Annotated in this window: 18 protein-coding genes; 11 read left to right on the forward strand and 7 right to left on the reverse strand. The window is 35.8% G+C overall.

Translation table 11 applies throughout. The annotated features are described in order from the left end of the window. Positions 1-742: 742 nt before the first annotated feature. The 3 genes from G3A47_RS02795 to G3A47_RS23645 all read right to left on the reverse strand — a co-directional run bounded on the left by G3A47_RS02795 (position 743) and on the right by G3A47_RS23645 (position 3925). The gene (locus tag G3A47_RS02795) at positions 743-1384 is read right to left on the reverse strand and encodes a response regulator transcription factor (protein ID WP_166920195.1); all 642 of its coding nucleotides are present in this window, start codon (positions 1382-1384) and stop codon (positions 743-745) included. A gap of 98 nt (positions 1385-1482) precedes the next feature. After that, a complete protein-coding gene (locus G3A47_RS02800) occupies positions 1483-3216 on the reverse strand; it encodes a sensor histidine kinase (protein ID WP_166920197.1) in 1734 nt (577 codons plus the stop codon). A 541-nt stretch (positions 3217-3757) separates the two neighbouring features. Continuing rightward, positions 3758-3925 carry a hypothetical protein gene (locus tag G3A47_RS23645; protein WP_208328335.1) on the reverse strand — a complete coding sequence of 56 codons (168 nt, stop codon included), beginning with the start codon at positions 3923-3925 and terminating at the stop codon, positions 3758-3760. A gap of 20 nt (positions 3926-3945) precedes the next feature. On the opposite strand from G3A47_RS23645, the gene G3A47_RS02805 reads away from it, so the two are divergent. Next, positions 3946-5205, forward strand: coding sequence for an OmpA family protein (locus G3A47_RS02805; protein ID WP_166920199.1), 1260 nt, complete (start codon positions 3946-3948; stop codon positions 5203-5205). A 207-nt stretch (positions 5206-5412) separates the two neighbouring features. Here G3A47_RS02805 and G3A47_RS02810 read toward each other — a convergent pair whose 3' ends face one another. From G3A47_RS02810 to G3A47_RS02825, 4 genes are all read right to left on the reverse strand, one after another. Then, entirely contained in the window at positions 5413-6180 is a 768-nt protein-coding gene (locus G3A47_RS02810) for a nucleotidyl transferase AbiEii/AbiGii toxin family protein (protein ID WP_166920201.1), read from the reverse strand. Positions 6181-6206: 26 nt separating this feature from the next. Next, positions 6207-6494, reverse strand: coding sequence for a DUF6922 domain-containing protein (locus tag G3A47_RS02815; RefSeq protein ID WP_166920203.1), 288 nt, complete (start codon positions 6492-6494; stop codon positions 6207-6209). A gap of 434 nt (positions 6495-6928) precedes the next feature. After that, complete coding sequence (locus tag G3A47_RS02820; protein WP_166920205.1) at positions 6929-8923, reverse strand: FAD-dependent oxidoreductase; 1995 nt, start codon at positions 8921-8923, stop codon at positions 6929-6931. Between the two features lie 46 nt (positions 8924-8969). After that, positions 8970-10688: an alpha-keto acid decarboxylase family protein gene (locus G3A47_RS02825; RefSeq protein ID WP_166920207.1), complete on the reverse strand. Its 1719-nt coding sequence runs from the start codon at positions 10686-10688 to the stop codon at positions 8970-8972. 1102 nt (positions 10689-11790) lie between these two features. Between G3A47_RS02825 and G3A47_RS02830 the strand changes: the two genes are divergently transcribed. From G3A47_RS02830 to G3A47_RS02875, 10 genes are read left to right on the forward strand one after another with little or no spacing between them, the layout of a single operon-like run. Beyond that, entirely contained in the window at positions 11791-12393 is a 603-nt protein-coding gene (locus G3A47_RS02830) for a DUF4255 domain-containing protein (RefSeq protein ID WP_166920209.1), read from the forward strand. Next, positions 12390-13232: a hypothetical protein gene (locus G3A47_RS02835; protein WP_166920211.1), complete on the forward strand. Its 843-nt coding sequence runs from the start codon at positions 12390-12392 to the stop codon at positions 13230-13232. The genes G3A47_RS02830 and G3A47_RS02835 overlap by 4 nt, the downstream gene beginning before the upstream one ends. Before the next feature lie 19 nt (positions 13233-13251). Continuing rightward, on the forward strand, positions 13252-15348 hold the full coding sequence (locus G3A47_RS02840) for a phage tail sheath C-terminal domain-containing protein (RefSeq protein ID WP_166920213.1): 2097 nt from the start codon (positions 13252-13254) through the stop codon (positions 15346-15348). A 30-nt stretch (positions 15349-15378) separates the two neighbouring features. After that, positions 15379-15807: a phage tail protein gene (locus G3A47_RS02845; RefSeq protein ID WP_166920215.1), complete on the forward strand. Its 429-nt coding sequence runs from the start codon at positions 15379-15381 to the stop codon at positions 15805-15807. Between the two features lie 2 nt (positions 15808-15809). Then, positions 15810-16256, forward strand: coding sequence for a phage tail protein (locus tag G3A47_RS02850; protein WP_166920217.1), 447 nt, complete (start codon positions 15810-15812; stop codon positions 16254-16256). Positions 16257-16258: 2 nt separating this feature from the next. Beyond that, the gene (locus tag G3A47_RS02855) at positions 16259-16420 is read left to right on the forward strand and encodes a DUF5908 family protein (protein ID WP_166920219.1); all 162 of its coding nucleotides are present in this window, start codon (positions 16259-16261) and stop codon (positions 16418-16420) included. 3 nt (positions 16421-16423) lie between these two features. Continuing rightward, positions 16424-17107: a CIS tube protein gene (locus G3A47_RS02860; RefSeq protein WP_166920221.1), complete on the forward strand. Its 684-nt coding sequence runs from the start codon at positions 16424-16426 to the stop codon at positions 17105-17107. After that, a complete protein-coding gene (vgrG, locus tag G3A47_RS02865) occupies positions 17107-18852 on the forward strand; it encodes a type VI secretion system tip protein VgrG (protein WP_166920223.1) in 1746 nt (581 codons plus the stop codon). Before G3A47_RS02860 ends, vgrG begins: the two co-directional genes overlap by 1 nt. A gap of 4 nt (positions 18853-18856) precedes the next feature. Next, positions 18857-19147, forward strand: a complete 291-nt coding sequence (locus G3A47_RS02870; RefSeq protein ID WP_166920225.1) for a PAAR domain-containing protein — start codon at positions 18857-18859, stop codon at positions 19145-19147. Between the two features lie 2 nt (positions 19148-19149). Beyond that, the gene (locus G3A47_RS02875; protein WP_166920227.1) at positions 19150-19560 is read left to right on the forward strand and encodes a GPW/gp25 family protein; all 411 of its coding nucleotides are present in this window, start codon (positions 19150-19152) and stop codon (positions 19558-19560) included. Positions 19561-19563: the final 3 nt, after the last annotated feature.

A 19563-nucleotide genomic window follows, 5' to 3' on the forward strand; every position in this document is an offset into this window, starting at 1 on the left:
TTCTCTTTTGACATTTCAAAAATACTACCAATAAAATCAATACTTTATAGAACATCAGACCTTCTTATGTAGAATTATTTCTACATAAAATTCCAAATTTTTTAAACCCCAAATTCCAAAAATAAACGGATCTATACGAAAACGGATCAGGTGTAAAAATCTTCGCAAGTATTGTGTTTGTTTAACCGCAAGGGTCGCAAAAGTTCTGCGCAAGATTCGCCAAGATAAAAAATAACAGTTCCGATAAAAGCTTTGCGGGCTCCTATGTTTGCGAGGTATTTTTTCACGCAGATTTAGCAAGATTGTTTTATCGGAATTACAGAATAAAAATATCTGCTGAATCTGCGTGAAAAACTTTGCGCACTTTGCGATCAGTAAAAACAAAATTCTTTGCGAACTCTTTGCGATAGCAGCTAACAAAAAATCCCTGCGCTCCTTGCGGTTAAACAAACTGCACATTTTGACATAAAAGCCAGTCTTTAAAAAAAAAGCCCACAACTTTTGAGCTTAATCTCATAAAATAGACCGAAAAACGAAACGTTTATTACAAAAAAAACAGGAACCTATAGATTCCTGTTTTTAGTATACAACTCTTAAATGCCAATTATCAGTCTGAGCGAAGTCGAAGATGTCATAGTTTGACTATGGGATAAAAATGTGTTTCATTTTTATACACTTTTTTAGAAGTAAAATCTATATTTCTACGTGTTAAGTATATTTTTTACCCGTTGCTCTCAAAAATTTAATCATAATACAATTGAAAAAATTTAATTAAATCGGCGAGGTTATTTATTTCCAGCTTTTCAAAAATTCTGCTTTTATAAGTACTAACCGTAGTTTTTTTAATACTCAACATCTCTATAATTTCCAGATTCCCGTAACCTTTAATCAATAATTGCGCAACTTCAATTTCTCTATTTGATAATAGACTTAAAGGATTTGTTGGCTTTTTTGTAATATAAGAATCTAAAATTTGATCTTTTACATTTTGAGTAATATATTTCCCAGATGAAATCATCGTACTAATGGCATTCTTCATTTCATCTTCTGTCGTTTCTTTAGTTAAATAACCTGAAGCTCCGGCATTTAAATAGCGCATCGCATAGATATTTTCATCATACGCTGAGAAGATTAATATTTTAAGATCGGGCTGAATTGCCTTTATTTCTGCCAGGAAATTAATACTGTTCCCGTCGGGAAAATTCACATCTAAAATTAATAAATCAAATTTTACTTCTCTTAATAATTGAAATGTATCTTTAAAATTCCCTGCCATATAAATCGAAGCATTCGCGAAAAGTTGCTTTATAATTAAAGAAACGCCTTGTCGCACTACGCTGTGATCATCGGCAATTAAAAAACTATAGTTGGTTGATGATTTCATTTGCATTTAAATAAATTAAAATTATTATAAATCGTTATTTAACTTATTCCCCTTTTGGATTCTCGAAGAATTAGTCCCCAATTAACACGATTGCTGTTTTAAACTAAATTTAAAAACAAATTAAAGGCAATCTTTGTACCATTCCCTTCTTTACTTTCAACATTTATTTGTCCGCCAAATAACTCTACTATTTCTTTACAGAGATTCAGCCCTAATCCAACGCCCAGATCGTTAACTTTTCCGGAAACTTCTCCCTGGTAATACAACTCAAATATGTTTTTCAGGTCGTGTTCTGAAATCCCGATTCCGCTATCCCGAATCTCTACTTTTAAATTTAACTGCTTATTTGTAACTTTTTCATGATTAATTACAATCGATATTAACCCGTTTGTAGTAAATTTATTAGCGTTACCTATAATATTGTAAAAAAGCTGATGAATTTTTATTGCATCAGAGTTCACCTCAACATTTGAAAGCAGACTGGAATTCATCTCAATTTTATTCCCTTTACTTTCTACCAGTGAACGCATCGAAGAAATAATTTCATTGATTTCTCCTTTCAGCTCAAATTCGTGGCTTTTTAATTTAGGCGAACGATTTTCGTCTTTAGAATAGTCCAGGATCTGATTAGCCAAAAGAAGCAACGAATTTGTTGTAAACTGAATTGACTTAAAGGTCTCTTTTATTTCAAGATCTTTAATCGAAGAGCTGATCATTTTACTGTAAATAGAAATTATACTTAGCGGTGATCTGATTTCATGACTTATCATCCCCATAATTCTATTTTTGAAATTCAGATTTTGACGAATTTGATTTTGAGCCACGATCAGTCTCTTCTCATATTCAAAAGCCATTCTTGTAAAACTTAAAATGATAACAGATATGAAAAGCATCACTACAATTAAAATTGCTATTGTATAATTTCTTGCCGCTTTACTTGAAATATATTGATTTTGAATTTTTTTCTGATCATCGCTTTGAAGCGCACTTATAGAATTATTATAAGTAGGAATTATTTCTGCTTCTAATTCTAAAAGCTTATTATTAAGATTCGTTAGTTTTGAGTCCTGTTCTCTTAAACTGATAAAAGAATTTTTCAGGGTTTTAAACTGATTTTCGTAGTACTTATTAGTTGTCTTAACTAAATTAGCCATCTGATCTTCGATACTTCCCGAAACTATTTTATCGTTGTATTTCATCGTTACAGTTACATTCAACTGCTCTTTCTGCACATCCATTCTTCCGGCTAATGCATCTCCTAGTCTCGAAAACAATCCTTTTTTAGATACACTGTCTACTTTAATATAAGAATCCGTTTTTACATCATCTAAAATCTTTTTATATTCAAATCTGTTAAGTTTAAAATCTTCTGAAATTTTGGTATTATTTGTATTTAGCTGTGCATTAATAATAGAATCAATACTCGATTTTAATGCTAAAATTTTTAATTCCGACTGATTCTTTTCTTCCAGAATCTTAACAAAATCTTTATTACCTCTGCTAATTAAGCTCAGGCTGTCAATTAAATCACTTATTTCATTTAAAGAAGCCGTGTATTTAGCAAGCGAAATCGAATCCTTATTACTTGTATAAGCATTGAAATTGCGTTGTGAATCAATAAATGAATTGTTTATTTTACCTGTAAAATGTGCTATTTTATTCAATGAATTCAAAGAATCCAGCGTTTTCGAAATTTCAGATTCTTGGGCCGATTGCCTGTACCAGATAATAATTACAAGTAGCTGTAGCACTATTACAGCAGCTATTAAGGTATACTGAATAATTTTTCGATACTTGAGTTTTAGATCTAAGTCATTGGACTTATTACTCATTAAATATTTTCTAATCAAAATTTTACAATTTAAGATGATAAAAAATAATGAGTTATAAATTACTAACCCATTAATTGTTTTTAAATAGGTATACAGTATTATCACAAATGATGTACTACAATTCAAATAAGTATTTTTTTTAGCTAGTTAATTAGATTAAACTAATTAAAATCTAAAACGGAAAAGTTACTTATAGTTTAAAAAAACAAAAGCAGCTTACATAACTTAATGAAGCTCAGCCCTTGTAAAACCAAAAGTAACTATATCGACAATACCTATTTAAACGAGATTTGGGGGAATCTTTTTAGTCGAGTAAAATGCCTCTAACAATTTACATATTATAATTCATTTTTTGAAATATATTTTTATTTTATTTAAAGGAGCAGCGAAAATACCTACCTTATGCAAAATATCATGTAGAACAATAAAAAATCAAGTGTAGAACTTGTTCTACAAAATACCTTTTTTTATTTCAACTGACATTTCGAAAAAATAAATTAATTCACAACTATTTTTCCATCAAAATAAGGCCGGCAACCAATTAATTATAGAAGTTTAACATTTCCGAAAAAGTAAAAACACAAACAATTAATTTCCAAATAGTTGCCATTAAAAACTTACTAATACTTCCTGTCAGTTGGTCCTCTAAAATACCACAATTAATTACTGCCCATTTTTTTGATGAATCATTGTCTGCTAGTTTTGCCAAAAATTTTAAACATTAATAAAATGAAAAAATTCATAATTACATTAGTTTTTGCTTCGGCGGTATCTGCCATAAATGCTCAGGTAAAAAATGAAAAAAGTACAAAAACAACCGACTACAACAAATGGTCTATCGAATTGGCTGGTGGAGTAAACAAACCTCAAAAACCAATGACTTCTGGTTATTTTACCTCTACGCCAAGCCCGTATGTTGTTGATTTGGGAGTTAGATACATGTTTAATAACAAATTTGGTTTGAAAGTTGACGCTGGTTACAATAGTTTTACAGACAAAAACAACTCTAAAAGTTTTGACACCAGATATTACAGAGCAGATCTTCAGGCAGTTGCTAACTTAGGACGCATCATGAATTTTGAAACATGGACTAACACAATTAATGTTTTAGGTCATGCCGGTTTTGGATTAGCACAGTTAGAAGATCAAAATTCTGCTTTAAAAGACAGAATGGGTAATTTTATTGCTGGTGTAACCGGACAAATTAAATTATCGAATCGACTTGTTTTAACAGGTGACTTTACAACTATTGTAAATTCAAACCAAAATGTAGCTTTTGATGGTGCAAGTGCGGTAGAATCAAGAGGATTTTCGGGAGTTGTCTTTAATGGTACAGTAGGTTTGACTGTTTATTTAGGTAAAAACCAAAAACATGCTGACTGGGTTATCGATAACGGAAATGAAATTGATGATTTGAAAAAAAGAATCAATGACATTGAAAATTCTATGTTAGATACTGACAAAGATGGTGTTCCGGATTATTTAGATGAAGAACCAAACACTATTTCTGGTGTAATGGTAAATACAAAAGGAAAATCTATCGACTTAAACAACAACAATGTTCCTGACGAATTAGAAAGCTATTTGTTAAAAACTTACGGAAGTAATACCGATAAATCTCCTGTATTAAACAACAATGAGTTGATCAAAAATCTAATCAACGGTGGTTATGTGTGTACTTATTTTGATTTTGGAAAATCTACACCAACAAATGTTTCTACAGAAGGTATTGACTTTATCTTAAACTACTTAAGAAACAATCCAAATGCTTCAGTAGATATTATTGGTCACGCTGACGAAATTGGTAAATCTGCTTACAATGACAAATTATCTGCTTCAAGAGCCAATAGTGTTAAGAATGTTTTAGTGAAAGCTAACATAAAAGCATCTCGCTTAAATATTGTAGCTGATGGTGAAGATAATTCAGTTGAAAAAGATTCAGATGCTGCTCGTAAATTAGTACGTAAAGTAACCTTTAGAGTTAAATAAAAGCAACTTATAGAATTCTAATAGTAAAAAAGCTTCGGAGAAATCCGGAGCTTTTTGTTTTAATACTACTTATGTTAAATTCCAAACTTTTTAAATTCCAAATTCCAATTTTAAATTGCTTCGCCTGTTCGCTATCGCTCACGACGAAAATCTAAATTTCTAAAAACGCTTTTTTTGGAGGTTGCTTTGGTATTTTTTCAAAGTATATTATCTTATTCTCGTACCCTGCGGTCCTGGAAAACGAATGTCTAAATGAGAATACAAATTTCTCACTTTACTACGCCAGTCTATCTTTGAAACTGCCCACTGTTTGCTCCCTTCAACTATATGTATAGTATCGTGAGAATGAGACGGAAGTTTTATTGTACTCTGGACTGCGTCAAATTTTAAAAACAACTGGGGATTGTTGATTGGTGAAAGATGTTTATCTAAATCAAAAATAGTTCTGTCATTTTCGCTGCTAAACTTAGACATTTTAACTTTTAATTCTTCATAAAGTTTAACCAAAGAAATTTCATTAGTTATAAAATCAAGGTCATAAATATCTTTCTTTGTTGTCCGATTCGCCGCACTTACTAATTTAAACAAACCGATATCTATTTTAGATAAAAGACGAATATTTTCTTTCATTTCAATCGGGTAAAGGTTCTTCATATTTTGTAGCAGTTCAACTTTTACAACTAATTCTTTAGAAATAACAACGAAAAACCTTAAGAAAACAAACTGGTCATTAATATCACACGGCCTATCAAATCTAATAGCTTTATCTCCATAATACTCAACAACTTCTTCTGCTATTTTTCTGAAGCCCTCCCGTCCAATTATATCAGGAGAAAACAAATCAATATCATCAGAAATTCTGTGATTAAACTGCAAAGCAAGATTAGTCCCTCCTCCCAATGCAAATCCTGAGAGAGAAGGCAAGTTCTGTAATTCTGAGATCACTTTTAATATTTCAGGAGATACAGCACTCATAAAATTAAACCCTTTGGTTAGTAAATCTACAAAGCAAAACGACTGAAAGCCTCTACATTATACCTTTTGGCAACACTTTTACAGACATTATTACTAATGTTCTCTGTAGTTTGTTTTAAATATTTTATAATATCCGAAGAAGAATAGAGACTTTCTAAAAGCACAATATCTGATTCAAATGTATCAGGTGTAGTTGCATAGAGTGCCCTTGGAATTATGACGGCCTTATCTTTTATAATATCAAGCTTATTATAATCCATGTCCCAAAATAAATATTTAGGAAAAATGTCCGCTATATTAACTTTTTGTCTCATACTGCAAAGATACAATTAATAAGACTGCCATTCTTCTTTTTAATTTTACTTTATTAACTACTAACACTTTATAACAAAGTTTACTTGTTTTTAACAATATCTATTTTACTTTAAAAATAAGAGCAATGTTATCAAGATAAAGCTTCGGAGAAATCCGGGGCTTTTTTGTTTTTAATACTACTTATGTTAAATTCCAAAATTTAAATTGTTTCGCCAGTTTGCTATCACTCGGGTAGCAGATTGGTTCAGATTACTTTTATCAGATCACAAAACAAAAAAATCAGCCTAATCTGCAACCCGAGGGATAGCGAGCTGGCGGAGCAGATCTGCGTGAATAAAAAAAACTTGTCAAACCTATAAGTAACATAGAGATTTGACAAGTTTCATGAATTATTCCCGACAAATTAAACAGGTATCAATTTGTCTTTCTTAAACTATTCCGGACAAATAAACGGATAGTGTTTTTCATCGATAATAGGTTCGATACCAAAAAAGTCATTCAGAACAGATTCGGCAGTACAAAAAGCACCTTCCACCCATGCCTGATCGTTTGAGTAGGTCTCGCCAACGATAAAAATATCGCAATCTGTTTTCGGAATAAGCTGTGATGGCTTTCTGATCTTTCTTTGCACATCGCCTAAGTCATAGTGTGATTTATAGGCATGATAACCGGCATTAAAAGGAGGCAACGACCAATCCATATATTTCGTTTCTAAAGGCTCCGGCACGGCAGAATAATCGGTTTGTGGTCCGAAATGCAATGACGCTAATTGCGAGCGAAGCATTTTTACCATAACAGGTGTGGCAGTTCTTGGCCCTATAAGCGGTTGACAATCTCTGGACTCCGGAATCTTACGTGTCGCTTTTGGGCCTAATTCTAAAGCTTTCCAAAAGGTTGTATATTGAATATCATCGTAACTGGCCAGAATACCATATACTTTTTCTCCTTTTTCTTTTAGGGCATTATCTCCAAAATAAACCACTTGTCGGATCGGCATATCGGTAATACTTGGACCAATAGTGTCTAATTCGGCCACTGTTGAGATTTGACTTTCCTGTTTATACGTTAGACGCTCTTGTATGGCATTTTCTACAGCAGCTATAAAACTACCTTTATCGTTGAACGAATTACCAATAATCTCCGGATTTTTAGATTCTTCTATTCCTTTAAGATATTCAGGAGGGAAACCTTCTTTTTTTAATTTTACTATTCCTTCTTGTGTCAAAAAGTAACTCGTTAGTTTAGCCGGATACGTTGGACCTCCCTCGGGCGTTTCTCTCCACCATGGTGTCTTGAAAAACATTCCTATTTTGTATGAAGGTTCCATAATTACAGATTCCAGATACAATTGTACTTTTTCGTGATTTAATACATCCAGGCCATCTTTGTCGCTGTATCGGCTTGCCTGAGCTACCAAATCTATAGCCGCTCTTGGCATAGCAAGAAAGGCTGCATCACATGTTTTACTTTCTGCCAGTTTATCCGGTGCCAGACGTGTTGCTGTCGTAAAATGTATTTTGGACTTGATATGCACAATAGAACGCAGTCTGATATTTGGGAAATAACTCAACGTAATCCCTTTCTGTTTCGCCAGTTTTTCGACTTCATTAAACAGAGCATCAAATAAACTGGAATATCCTTTTATCAAAGTTTTGTATTGTGTTCCGGGTGTAAATTCGTCATTGACATTAAACGACTGGGCGCTGTTGCTGTTTACTACGTTTGAGCTATAGCCATTTCCATCAGACAAATAACTAAAACCTTCCTGTCCAAGCATATCATAACCCAAATTCCAATATCCGATTTCTTTTAGTAAATCTCCTTTTTTAAAGATCGAACTCTCCGGCATTTCAATATTGATTCTTCCATCATCATAAAACTTACACCATTCTCTTCGGGTGGTAGGCCCTGATGTCTGTGTAATCGCTACCGATTGTATGGTTGTAAACCCATCATCCGGCGGAGCATCTTCGGCGTAATTGTTTGCTGCATAAGGTGCGGGCTGATTAGAATTGACACTGGAGACATACATGTTTTTGGCACGCAAAGACATTAAGGGATCAGCCGACTCATTAAAGGAAATAGAATCTTTTTGCAGATCCAGTTTTTCTATCGTTTTAGTCACTACACGATGTCCGGCTCCCATTGGAGTGCCGTTCCAGTAGGAATATCTCATACCTCCCAATTCCAGATACGAATTGTCTTTATTGTCCTTATAGTGCCAAGTACAAACACGTGCTCCCGGTGCTCTTGTACCCGGATCTTTTTTAGAAAAATCGTATTGTCCCCAATCATAGAGTTCTAATACATCGCCTTTCACAAGCATTTTTTCGTTTTTTTTGTCTTTGGAAGTTCCATCAAGCAACCTCCATGCCGTATAAAGTCCGGCAGCACCTGCTCCAAAAATAGAATATGTTTTCTTTGCCATGATTTATGTTTTTAAAGTTTTTTATTTGTTTGTTGAGGAATTGTTTTTATTCACTACCGAGTCTTTTCATTTGTCGGGCGAGGTCTTTTTGCGGAATTACAATTTCTACCAAAGTCGGAAGAGTTGTTTTTTTCTTAAGTTTCAGAAGTACTTCATCCAGCTCACTAACAGTTTCAGCTCGATAGCTGTTTGCTCCAAACGCTTTGGCAAGTGCCTGATAGTCCCATTTTGGAAGAATGTCAAATTCATCAAACTTATGAGTAGGTCCGGGTTCAAAGGCGTCCATATCTACATATACTTGCTCTATGGCATAAACTCCATTGCTCATCACGAATATCACAGAATTGATATTGTATCTCGCAAGAGTCGAAAGTGATTGTGCAATCATCATAAAACCTCCATCGCCGGCTACTGTCCAAGCCTGTTTACCACTTCCCAACTGAGCGCCTGAAGCGGCACCGGTTTCAAAACCAATACACTGCCAGGCAGCCGAAGAGATATAGGCATTTTGTGATAAACCATAAATATTAGTCGCCACATACATAGACGTACTTACACCAAAAGTCATCACAATATTGTCCAGCATTTTCTGCTTTTCCAAAAAAGATACGGTATGCTCAAAAAAGCGGTTAAAGGTTATAACCTCCGGGGTTTTATCATATTTCGGATCAGAGTTGGACTTCCAGGGCTCCGGAAATTTAGGTTGCGCCGGTGCTGTCACTTTTAAAGGATATCCCGTCGTTTTTTTGAAACGTTCTGTTAGTGCTTCAATAAAATCTTTCAGAGTAACTCCACTATAGGTAAAATAACCCGCTCGCATTTCCTGCGTCGTGGACAAAATCATGTCTGAAAATTTGTTTTCTACCAACCACAAATAATCATCGGTAATGATCGTTCCTAAAGAAATTATACAATCAGAGGCTTCCACCAGTTTGATTACTTCCGGAATCGAGGCCTGATCAGAGTATGTTCCTATAAATTTATCTCCTTTTTCATCCAGTACCGTTTTTCCTAGAGAAGTTGTCGTGTACAACATTCCACTCTCTTTAATAAGTGCCTCTAATTGCTTGGTTAAATCATGCCGCAAAAGCTCTACACCTGCCAAAATCAAAGGGGATTTGGCCTGAGTAATCTGACTCCAGGCTTGAGAAACTGCATTCTCAAGAGCCAACGGTTCACTCTTCGGTATTTCAGCTTTTAGTTTTTTAGCAGGAGGTTTAGGACACGGTTCACCCCAAACCTCTTTGTAACAGGCGATATACACAGGGCGTTGGTATGTAAGTGCCGCAATGAGTAACTTATCGATTTTTTCGGGAGCATCTACCGAGCTGCTCAACGTCTCTGCCGCTACAGTTACTCGTTCATACACTTCCTGATCTGTGTTGAGGTTTCCCGTAGAGTGATGGTACAGTACATTGTACATACTTCCAATTTGTCGGGCATCTGATCCCGGAGTAGCACTAATAACAACCACGGGGCTACGCTCTACATAAGCTCCGGCAATAGCATTTAATGCACTAAAAGTACTCACTCCATATTGCAAAGACACTGCCGATAAACCTCGGGTACGGGCATAAGCATCCGCTGCATAGGAAGCATCGAGTTCGTTAGTCGTTCCAATAGTTTTAATCCCTTCAAAGTCTTCCAAGGCTTGTGTAAAATGTTTTACATAATCTCCCGGGATCTGAAAAACTTCCGTAACATTTAATTGTTTGAGTCGGGTGAGCAGATAATCTGCAACTGTAAATTCTTTTGTAGGTTTCATATTTTATAGTCTAGGTTAGAAATTGTTTATCAAGCTAAAAGCAGTTCAAAAAGCTTTTAATACTCTATAAAATTACAAGGGCGTAAAAGTTTAAATTAGAAAAAAGGTATGAGTAACTATTTTTTGTGCATGGGGAACCAAAACAATGATATAAGATTATTTTTTGCATTTTAAGCAGCAGAGCTTACTTGAAAATAAGCTGTTTATTTGCAAAATGCCTTCTAAAGTATACATCAAAAGCAAAAACAAACAAAACACTAACTATCAATTACTTATATCAAAAATCAAATATAAACGAAACAGTAAATATGACACTAAGTATAATTACCTGTTTCCTTTGAAAGAAGCTTGCAACCAATTGCACGAATTCTCACGAATTAAAATTTTAGAGATAATCGATTTAATCTGTGACATAATGAAAAAAAAAAATGCCACAGATTTCACTGATTAAAGGGATTTGCTTTTGATTTATAAGTATTCAGCAATCGAGCAGGAATAAAAGTAGCTTACCGCAAATTGCAAATCCGTGATTCACCCCGAAGTACATCCTTAAAAATGAACACTTTAGATTTTTTATTGCTTTATTTTTTAACGCTTATTTTAAATTCTGGCGTTTATTTTTTTACAAAAATTAAATTAAAAATCCACAACAAAACATAATTTACTGATTATCAGTATTTTACTTAAATATAATTAAACAAAAAAAGGGTAAAAATACCCTTTTTTGATACCCTTTATTTTTTCTAACTTCGATATAACTATCAGCCATACAATTCGTTACAAGTTTAAAACAAAACCAAAAGTCACTCCTTTTATTTTTCTGTCTACAACTTAGAACGCGTTCATTTTAACCAGATTATATATCGTATTAGCATAAACGAAAGGCCGTAAAAAAAGCCAAAAAACACTTATTTGATTTCTAAAATAAGGGAGAAAATCAAAGAGTAGAACATCATTATATCTAAAAAAAGCAGAGTCAGGATGTGCATATAAACACTGCTTTTAAAAAAACAAAACAGGAATCATACTTTACTTAAAGTAGGTTTATGCAGAAGGCAATCAAATTAGCAATACTGTAGAATGTATTAAATTTTATCCCAAGATGATTTTTGAAGTTATTCAGATAATTACGGAACAAGTTAACAGCTATCTCGAGGAAATTGGACTGGAGAAAACGATTGTGGCCGAAAATATCGCTTTTTTAGAGTCTCAAAACGAAAGCATAGCCACAAATTTAGACGATAAGGTCGCACTTACCTTAATTAATCTCGACGAGGAGACTACTTTAAAAAACGTTCCCAATCATACTATTGAAAATACCAAAACCATCTATAAAAACAGCACCATCAATTTAAATCTGTATTTGCTTTTTAGTGCCAACAGAACGAAATACATCAACTCCCTTAATGATATTTCGAAAATCATCGCCTTTTTTCAGGGAAAAAAACTATTCACACAAGCCAATACGATTTACAACCGAAATAATGTAGCCATGGCCAATATTGACAATTTCAAATTTACGGTCGAACTCTACACCCCCACTTTTGAAGAGCTAAATTATATCTGGGGAACCTTGGGTGGCAAACAACTTCCATCGGCTTTGTACAAAGTGAGCATGATACAAATTGAACGCAATATTGCGCAAGGCGAAGGAGAACTGATCAGCAGAATTAAAGGTATAACCAAAACAAGCGAGCCATCATGAGTTTTCTCCTTACATATGGATTGTTGTTTGAAGTAACTGTTTTACACAATTATTTTCTGAATAACGGCGAAGAAACCTTTGCAAGCATGTCAACCGATGATAAAGAAAAAATGCTGCAAAAATACAACACCAGCGCTTTTATGAACTTGGTGCCTACTTTGGAAACCGAAACCCTACTCAAAAACTACAAAATGGTATTCAAAAAAACCACTGCAGGTTTTAGAGTATATATTAAAGTCAAAGAATTAGATGAAACCGATCCGTTTATAGCAACTCCTATTGCTTTAAACTTAAACTTTTTAATCACTACCAACGACTATCAATTTGAGAATTACACCGATCTGGACTTTGCCTTTAATCAGGTATTCTTATTTAGCAATGTTAAGCCTGCAAGCGAGCCGGTTACATTTGAATACTTACCCAAAATAAATGACAACAAGTTAATTACAAATGATTATTTAGTATCCGAAGAGACCACTATAGATTTAATTTCGACACTGCATCCATCAGAGAAACAAGGTGTCTTTGGACTTGTTTCACTGACCCTGCAAGGCGACAATAGTCCGGAAAATATTGTAGACAATTTTGGCAAACTCTTAAGCCCAAATTATAAAATTCATTTCGACAATCGAAAAACGCTTTGGAAATACATCAACCGGAAAGCAGCAACCGAAATTGAAACCAATACAGCAAAACCCTTAACACGTTCGGGTTTTGTTGAAATTGACCCACTTACCGATTTTACACCGGCGGAACCGGTTAACAGCCACTATCCTAACCCATCTGTAAGATCTATAACAAAAAGCAATGGTGATTACTATTCGGAAATATTTATTTAATAATTAAAAACAATTAATCATGGCAACAACTTACAAAACACCTGGGGTATATGTTGAGGAAATCGTAAAATTTCCTCCTTCCGTTGCCCAGGTAGAAACAGCGATTCCCGCTTTTATTGGCTATACTGAAAAAGCTACGAACAAGATTAATGGAGATTTGAAATTAAAACCGACAAGAATAACATCTCTCTTAGAATACGAACGCTTTTTCGGCTTTGCAAAACCGGAAACAACCATTAGTGTTACCATTAATGATGTTTCGACTGATAGTGGTGACACCAGATCTATTATTGTGGACCAACCAACTTCAAAACAACCTTTCCTGATGTATTATTCAATGCAGTTGTTTTTTGCAAATGGCGGCGGTCCTTGCTACGTTGTTTCGGTAGGTCGTTATGGAAATGATTTAGATGATGCCGACACTCCTGTTGTCGCAATCAACAATAGCGTAGCGCTGAATGCCGGGTTATTGGAATTAGAAAAAGTAGACGAGCCAACACTAATACTCTTTCCTGATGCAACAAAAGTAAGCGGAATAACCATCACTGATTTCTACGGATTATACAACAATGCCTTAACGCAATGTCAAAATCTGCAAGACCGTTTTACCATAATTGATACGCTGAATTATGATGAAACAAGTCCAACAGATACAAATATAGACGATTTAAGAAATAAAATCAGTTCTGAAAAAGACACTGTTAAATATGGAGCAGCTTATTATCCGCACTTGGAAACAATTCTGGATTATGCTTTTGATACCAGCAAAATCATATTAAAACATTACTCTTATACCGCAAAAGCCTATGATAAAATTGCGGCAGGACTGGTACCTATTGAAGCGCCTGTTACCGGAATTAATGCAACCGTAACCAAACTGGTTAACGAACCTATTGCAGGAGATATCGCCGGACAAATAAGCAATATGTTTTTACAGATGTACAGCAACAATGCGACCGGTTTTGATTTGGGCGGAACCTTTGTCAGCAACGCCACAAAAAAAACTGCTTTCTTAAACAATCTGAATCTTGTGCTTGCTACTTTAGAGGAATTATCGCTTTTGAGAGATGCACTAAACGATGAGGCAAATGCAGCTATCAGCACAATATCTGATGAGGATATGGTCATTGCAGGTACAATTTCAAGTACTTTGACTGCATTTAATCTGCTTTTTACAGCCAACAATAAAATTGATTCTGTCTATAAAAACTTAAAAACATTAAAGAAAAAAATACAGGATGAGAATGCTACACCTAAGCTTCTTAAAATTGTACAAACCGACAGTGTAAGTTTTGACAAAGAATTAAAAAAACTGGTAACCTATACCCCATTAAATGCTCAGACCGGAATTACCGGACTTGTTAACAACTTTTCCGGCATTGCTGCAGCGCTGACTGCACTTTTAAATGCCATTAAATCTGTAGATGGAAAAGATGTGAATAATGGAGAATTAAACGGAAGAAAACTAAGTGCTTTAGAAAGTGTTGACAACGCTACTTACAATAAAATCCTAACAGAGATTTATAACCTGCCAATAACACTTCCGCCAAGTTCTGCTATTGCCGGAGTGTATGCCAGAGTTGACAAAGACAGAGGGGTGTGGAAAGCTCCTGCAAATGTTAGTTTGAACTATGTTATAAAACCTACCGTTAAAATCACAAACACGATTCAGGACAATCTAAATGTTGATACCGTTGCCGGAAAATCCATAAACGCCATCAGAAGTTTTACAGGAAAAGGAACCTTGATTTGGGGATCAAGAACCTTGGCTGGTAACGATAATGAATGGCGTTATGTACCGGTACGACGTTTCTTTAATATGGCCGAAGAATCCATCAAAAAAGCATCCGAACAGTTTGTATTTGAGCCTAACGATGCTAATACCTGGATCAGAGTGAGAGCCATGATCGAGAATTTCTTAATCCTTCAATGGAGAGCCGGAGCATTGGCGGGGGCAAAACCCGAACAAGCCTTTTATGTTAGAGTCGGACTCGGACAAACCATGTCAGCCATAGACATTCTCGAAGGTCGAATGATAATCGAAATCGGAATGGCAGTAGTGCGTCCGGCAGAATTCATCATTCTACGTTTCTCTCACAAAATGCAGGAATCTTAATTAATAATCAACATTAAAAAAATATAGATCATGAGTTATCCGCTACCAAAGTTTCATTTCTCAGTTGACTGGGGTGGAACAAAAATAGGATTTACAGAAGTTTCTGGACTAGATGTAGAAACAGAAGTTATTGAGTACCGCCAAGGAGCGAGTCCTGAATACAGTAAGATCAAAATGCCCGGCATGCAAAAATTCTCGAACATCACACTAAAACGAGGAACCTTTGCAAGCGACAATGAATATTACGCCTGGTGGAATACCGTAAAACTAAACACCATAGAAAGAAGAGATATTACGATCAAATTACTGAACGAAGAACACGCTCCTGTGATTATCTGGAAAGTAAAAAATGCATGGCCAACCAAAATTCAATCGACTGATTTAAAAGCCGACGGAAATGAAGTGGCTATAGAATCTATGGAATTGGTACACGAAGGTTTATCCATTCAAAATGACTAGTCATGGCTAACTATTATCCACCTGTCGGTTTTCATTTTTTAGTTGAATTTGAAGGTCTTGGTTCGAAAGAAAAAGACCATCAGTTTCAATCGGTGTCCGGCTTGTCTGTTGACATTGAAACCGAAGAGATTGCCGAAGGTGGAGAAAATAGGTTCAAGCACAAACTTCCCGTAAAGACAAAATATCCAAACCTGACTTTAAAGAGAGGAATGCTGATTGATTCTGTGGTGATTGACTGGTGCAGAGATGCTATAGAAAATTTTTCTTTCAAACCCGTCAACCTGACCATCAAATTGCTCAATCCAGAACATCAGCCTTTGATATCCTGGAATGTGGTGCATGCCTATCCGGTAAAATGGTCGGTGGAAGATTTTAATGCGCAAGAAAGCAAGCTCGTTGTGGAAAGCTTTGAGCTTACCTACAATTATTTCACCTTAATCAAAAGTTAGTCATGCCCATAGAAATAAAAGAGCTTCACATTAAAATAAACGTGAACGAAGGAGCATCAAAACCATCAACTTCTGCAAGTACTCCAAAAAGTACAGATGAAGATGCGGTAGCCGAATGTGTAGAACAAGTACTGAAAATCATCGAACGTAAAAAAGAACGCTAAGTCATGGCAGGGGAATTAGAAAAACTAAAAGTCGTTGCTTATAGTGACCCGGAATTTAACAACAAAATTTCCGATGGTACATTTTCTACGCTTATGAATCCGGAAAAGTACACCTATCACTATAAAATTGAAACCAATAAAACGCAGGCTTCGGGAACGAGCAGTGTTTCGCCAAAGTTCAGCAAAAAGTTGCCTGAAAATCTGGAACTCGATTTTGTTTTTGACCGATCCGGAGTAATCAACGGTTTCGAAAGTTCTGACGATGGCATCATTGATGACATAGAGAAATTTAAAAAAGTCGTTTTAAATTACAACGGAGACAAACACAAACCCAATTATCTGGTGATTTCCTGGGGAACATTGCTTTTTAAAGGAGCCCTGACCGAAATGGATGTAGAATTCAAACTCTTTAAACCCGACGGTACTCCAATCAGGGCAATTGCAAAAGTAAAATTTCAGGGTTTTGTTGAAGACAATTTAAGAGCTGCACAAGAAAACAATAAGTCGCCCGATTTGACCCATTACAGAACGGTAAAAGATGGCGATACATTAGCCTTGATGTCTTATCAGATCTACGGCGATTCCAAATATTATCTGGAAGTCGCCAAAGCCAATAACATTGTCAATTTCAGAAAATTAAAAACCGGGCAAAAACTATTTTTCCCTCCTTTACAAAAACAATCCTGATGAACAATAGCGGAGTCATACAAACCAGTAAAAGTGCCGATTTAGTAACACTTAAAATTTTAATTGAAGGGGAAGAATTATCTAAAACCTATCAGGTAAAAAGTATAGTGGTACAAAATGAGGTCAATCGGATTCCTATGGCTCAAATTGTTCTGGTAGACGGAGAAGCCTCTGAAAGAGAATTTAAACTGAGTAATGAAGATTTATTGATTCCGGGCAAAAAAATCGAAATACAGGCCGGTTATCACAGTGATGAAGAAACCATATACAAAGGAATCATCATCAAACATTCGATCAAGATAAAAAGCAGTGCTTCTTTACTGATTATCGAATGTAAAGACGAAGCCGTAAAACTCACTATTGGAAGAAAGAGCAAGTATTTTTATGAGGTAAAAGACAGTGAAGCATTTGAATCAATTATTGGCACCTATGGATTAGAAAAAGACGTTGAAGCAACTAATTTCAGCCATAAAGAAATCGTGCAATACAATACTTCCGATTGGGATTTTATCGTTTCGAGAGCGCAGGCCAATGGCAAACTGTGTTTTGTCGAAAATGGAAAAATTACGATCAGCAAACCCAACGTATCGGCAGCTTCTGTTGAGACCATTACTTTTGGAGCCACTTTACTTGATTTTGATGCCGAAATCGACGCTCGAAATCAATTTGCCAAAGTGTCTTCCTACAGCTGGGATTATACCAATCAGGAGTTAGTTGAAATTGAAGCCAGTGATCCGGCAGTAAGCCTGAACGGCAATCTTTCTGCCTCTGATTTGTCTGAAATTATCCAACTTGAAAACCTGGAATTGCGTCATGGCGGTACCATTACCGAAACGGAACTTCAGGATTGGGCCGATGCCAAATTACTGTTTCAACAATTGTCAAAAATCCGTGGAAGAGCTAAATTTCAAGGCATTCCTGCCGTGAAACCTAATACCATCATTACACTTGAAGGTGTTGGGGATCGATTCAACGGAGACGCTTATGTCACCGGTGTTTTTCATGAACTGACAGAAGGAAACTGGACAATCGATGCACAATTCGGATTAAATCCCGAATGGTTCTCTGAAACGTTCGACATTCATACGCCGACCGGCTCCGGAATCATCCCGGCCATAAAAGGTTTACACGTTGGAATTGTCACCCAATTAGAGGGAGATCCCAATGGTGAAGATCGCATTTTGGTAAAAATTCCCATCATCAATAACGAAGAACAAGGCATTTGGTGTCGTGTTGCTTCACCCGATGCAGGGGAAAACAGAGGTGTTTTTTTCAGACCTGAAATAGAAGATGAGGTGATTATTGGTTTTGTCAATGAAGACCCAAACAATGCCATCGTTTTAGGAATGCTTCACAGCAGCGGAAAACCCGCTCCGATTCCCGCTTCCGATGACAACCATCAGAAAGGAATTGTAACCCGAAGCGAAATGAAGGTTTTATTTGACGATGAAAAAAAATCCATCGGAATTGAAACCCCCGCCGGAAAAAAAATAACAATCGATGAAGACAAGGGTGTGATTGTAATCGAAGACGAAAATTCGAACGTAATCACCATTGACAGCAAAGGAATAAAAATGGAAAGTGCCGGAAACATTGAGTTAATCGCATCAGGTGATGTAACTATTGAAGGCACGAATGTTTCTTTAAAAGCAAAAGCGCAATATAAAGCAGAAGGAAACGCCGGTGCCGAAATGTCATCGAGCGCCGTTGCTATTGTAAAAGGAAGTATCGTACAAATAAACTAAGACTATGGGAGCACCAGCCGCCAGAATTACAGACATGCATGTTTGCCCGATGGTTACCGGAACGGTTCCTCATGTGGGCGGTCCGATTTTACCTCCCGGCGCCCCAACAGTATTAATTGGTGGAGTTCCGGCTGCCTGTGTAGGCGATATGGCAACTTGCACCGGGCCACCCGATACGATCGCTGCAGGTTCTTCAACAGTTTTAATTGGTGGCAAACCCGCCGCACGAATGGGGGATTCAACCGCACATGGCGGTACAATAGTAGCCGGATTAACAACGGTATTAATTGGTTAATTATGGAAACGGAACAAGATTTTTTAGGTATTGGATGGAGTTTCCCTCCTGAATTTAACGTAGGCAGCAAAACAGTAACCATGCTAAGCGATGAAAACGACATCAAAAGCAGCCTGGAGATTTTGCTTTCCACCAAAATTGGCGAACGCATCATGCAACCCAAATATGGTTGTAATATGGATGAACTGTTGTTTAATCCATTGAATCAAACTTTAAAAACGTTTGTTTCCGAACTTATCAGAACGGCCATTCTTTACCATGAACCAAGAATTGACGTTGAAAAAATTGACATTACAAAAGGCGACGATTTGAGTGGAGAATTATTAGTACTGATTGATTTTAAAGTACGCGCTACCAATTCGAGAATAAATATGGTTTATCCATTTTACAAACAAGAAGGAACCGACTTATAAATT

Origin of the sequence: Flavobacterium poyangense (assembly GCF_011751075.1) — a bacterium.
Lineage (GTDB): Bacteria > Bacteroidota > Bacteroidia > Flavobacteriales > Flavobacteriaceae > Flavobacterium > Flavobacterium poyangense.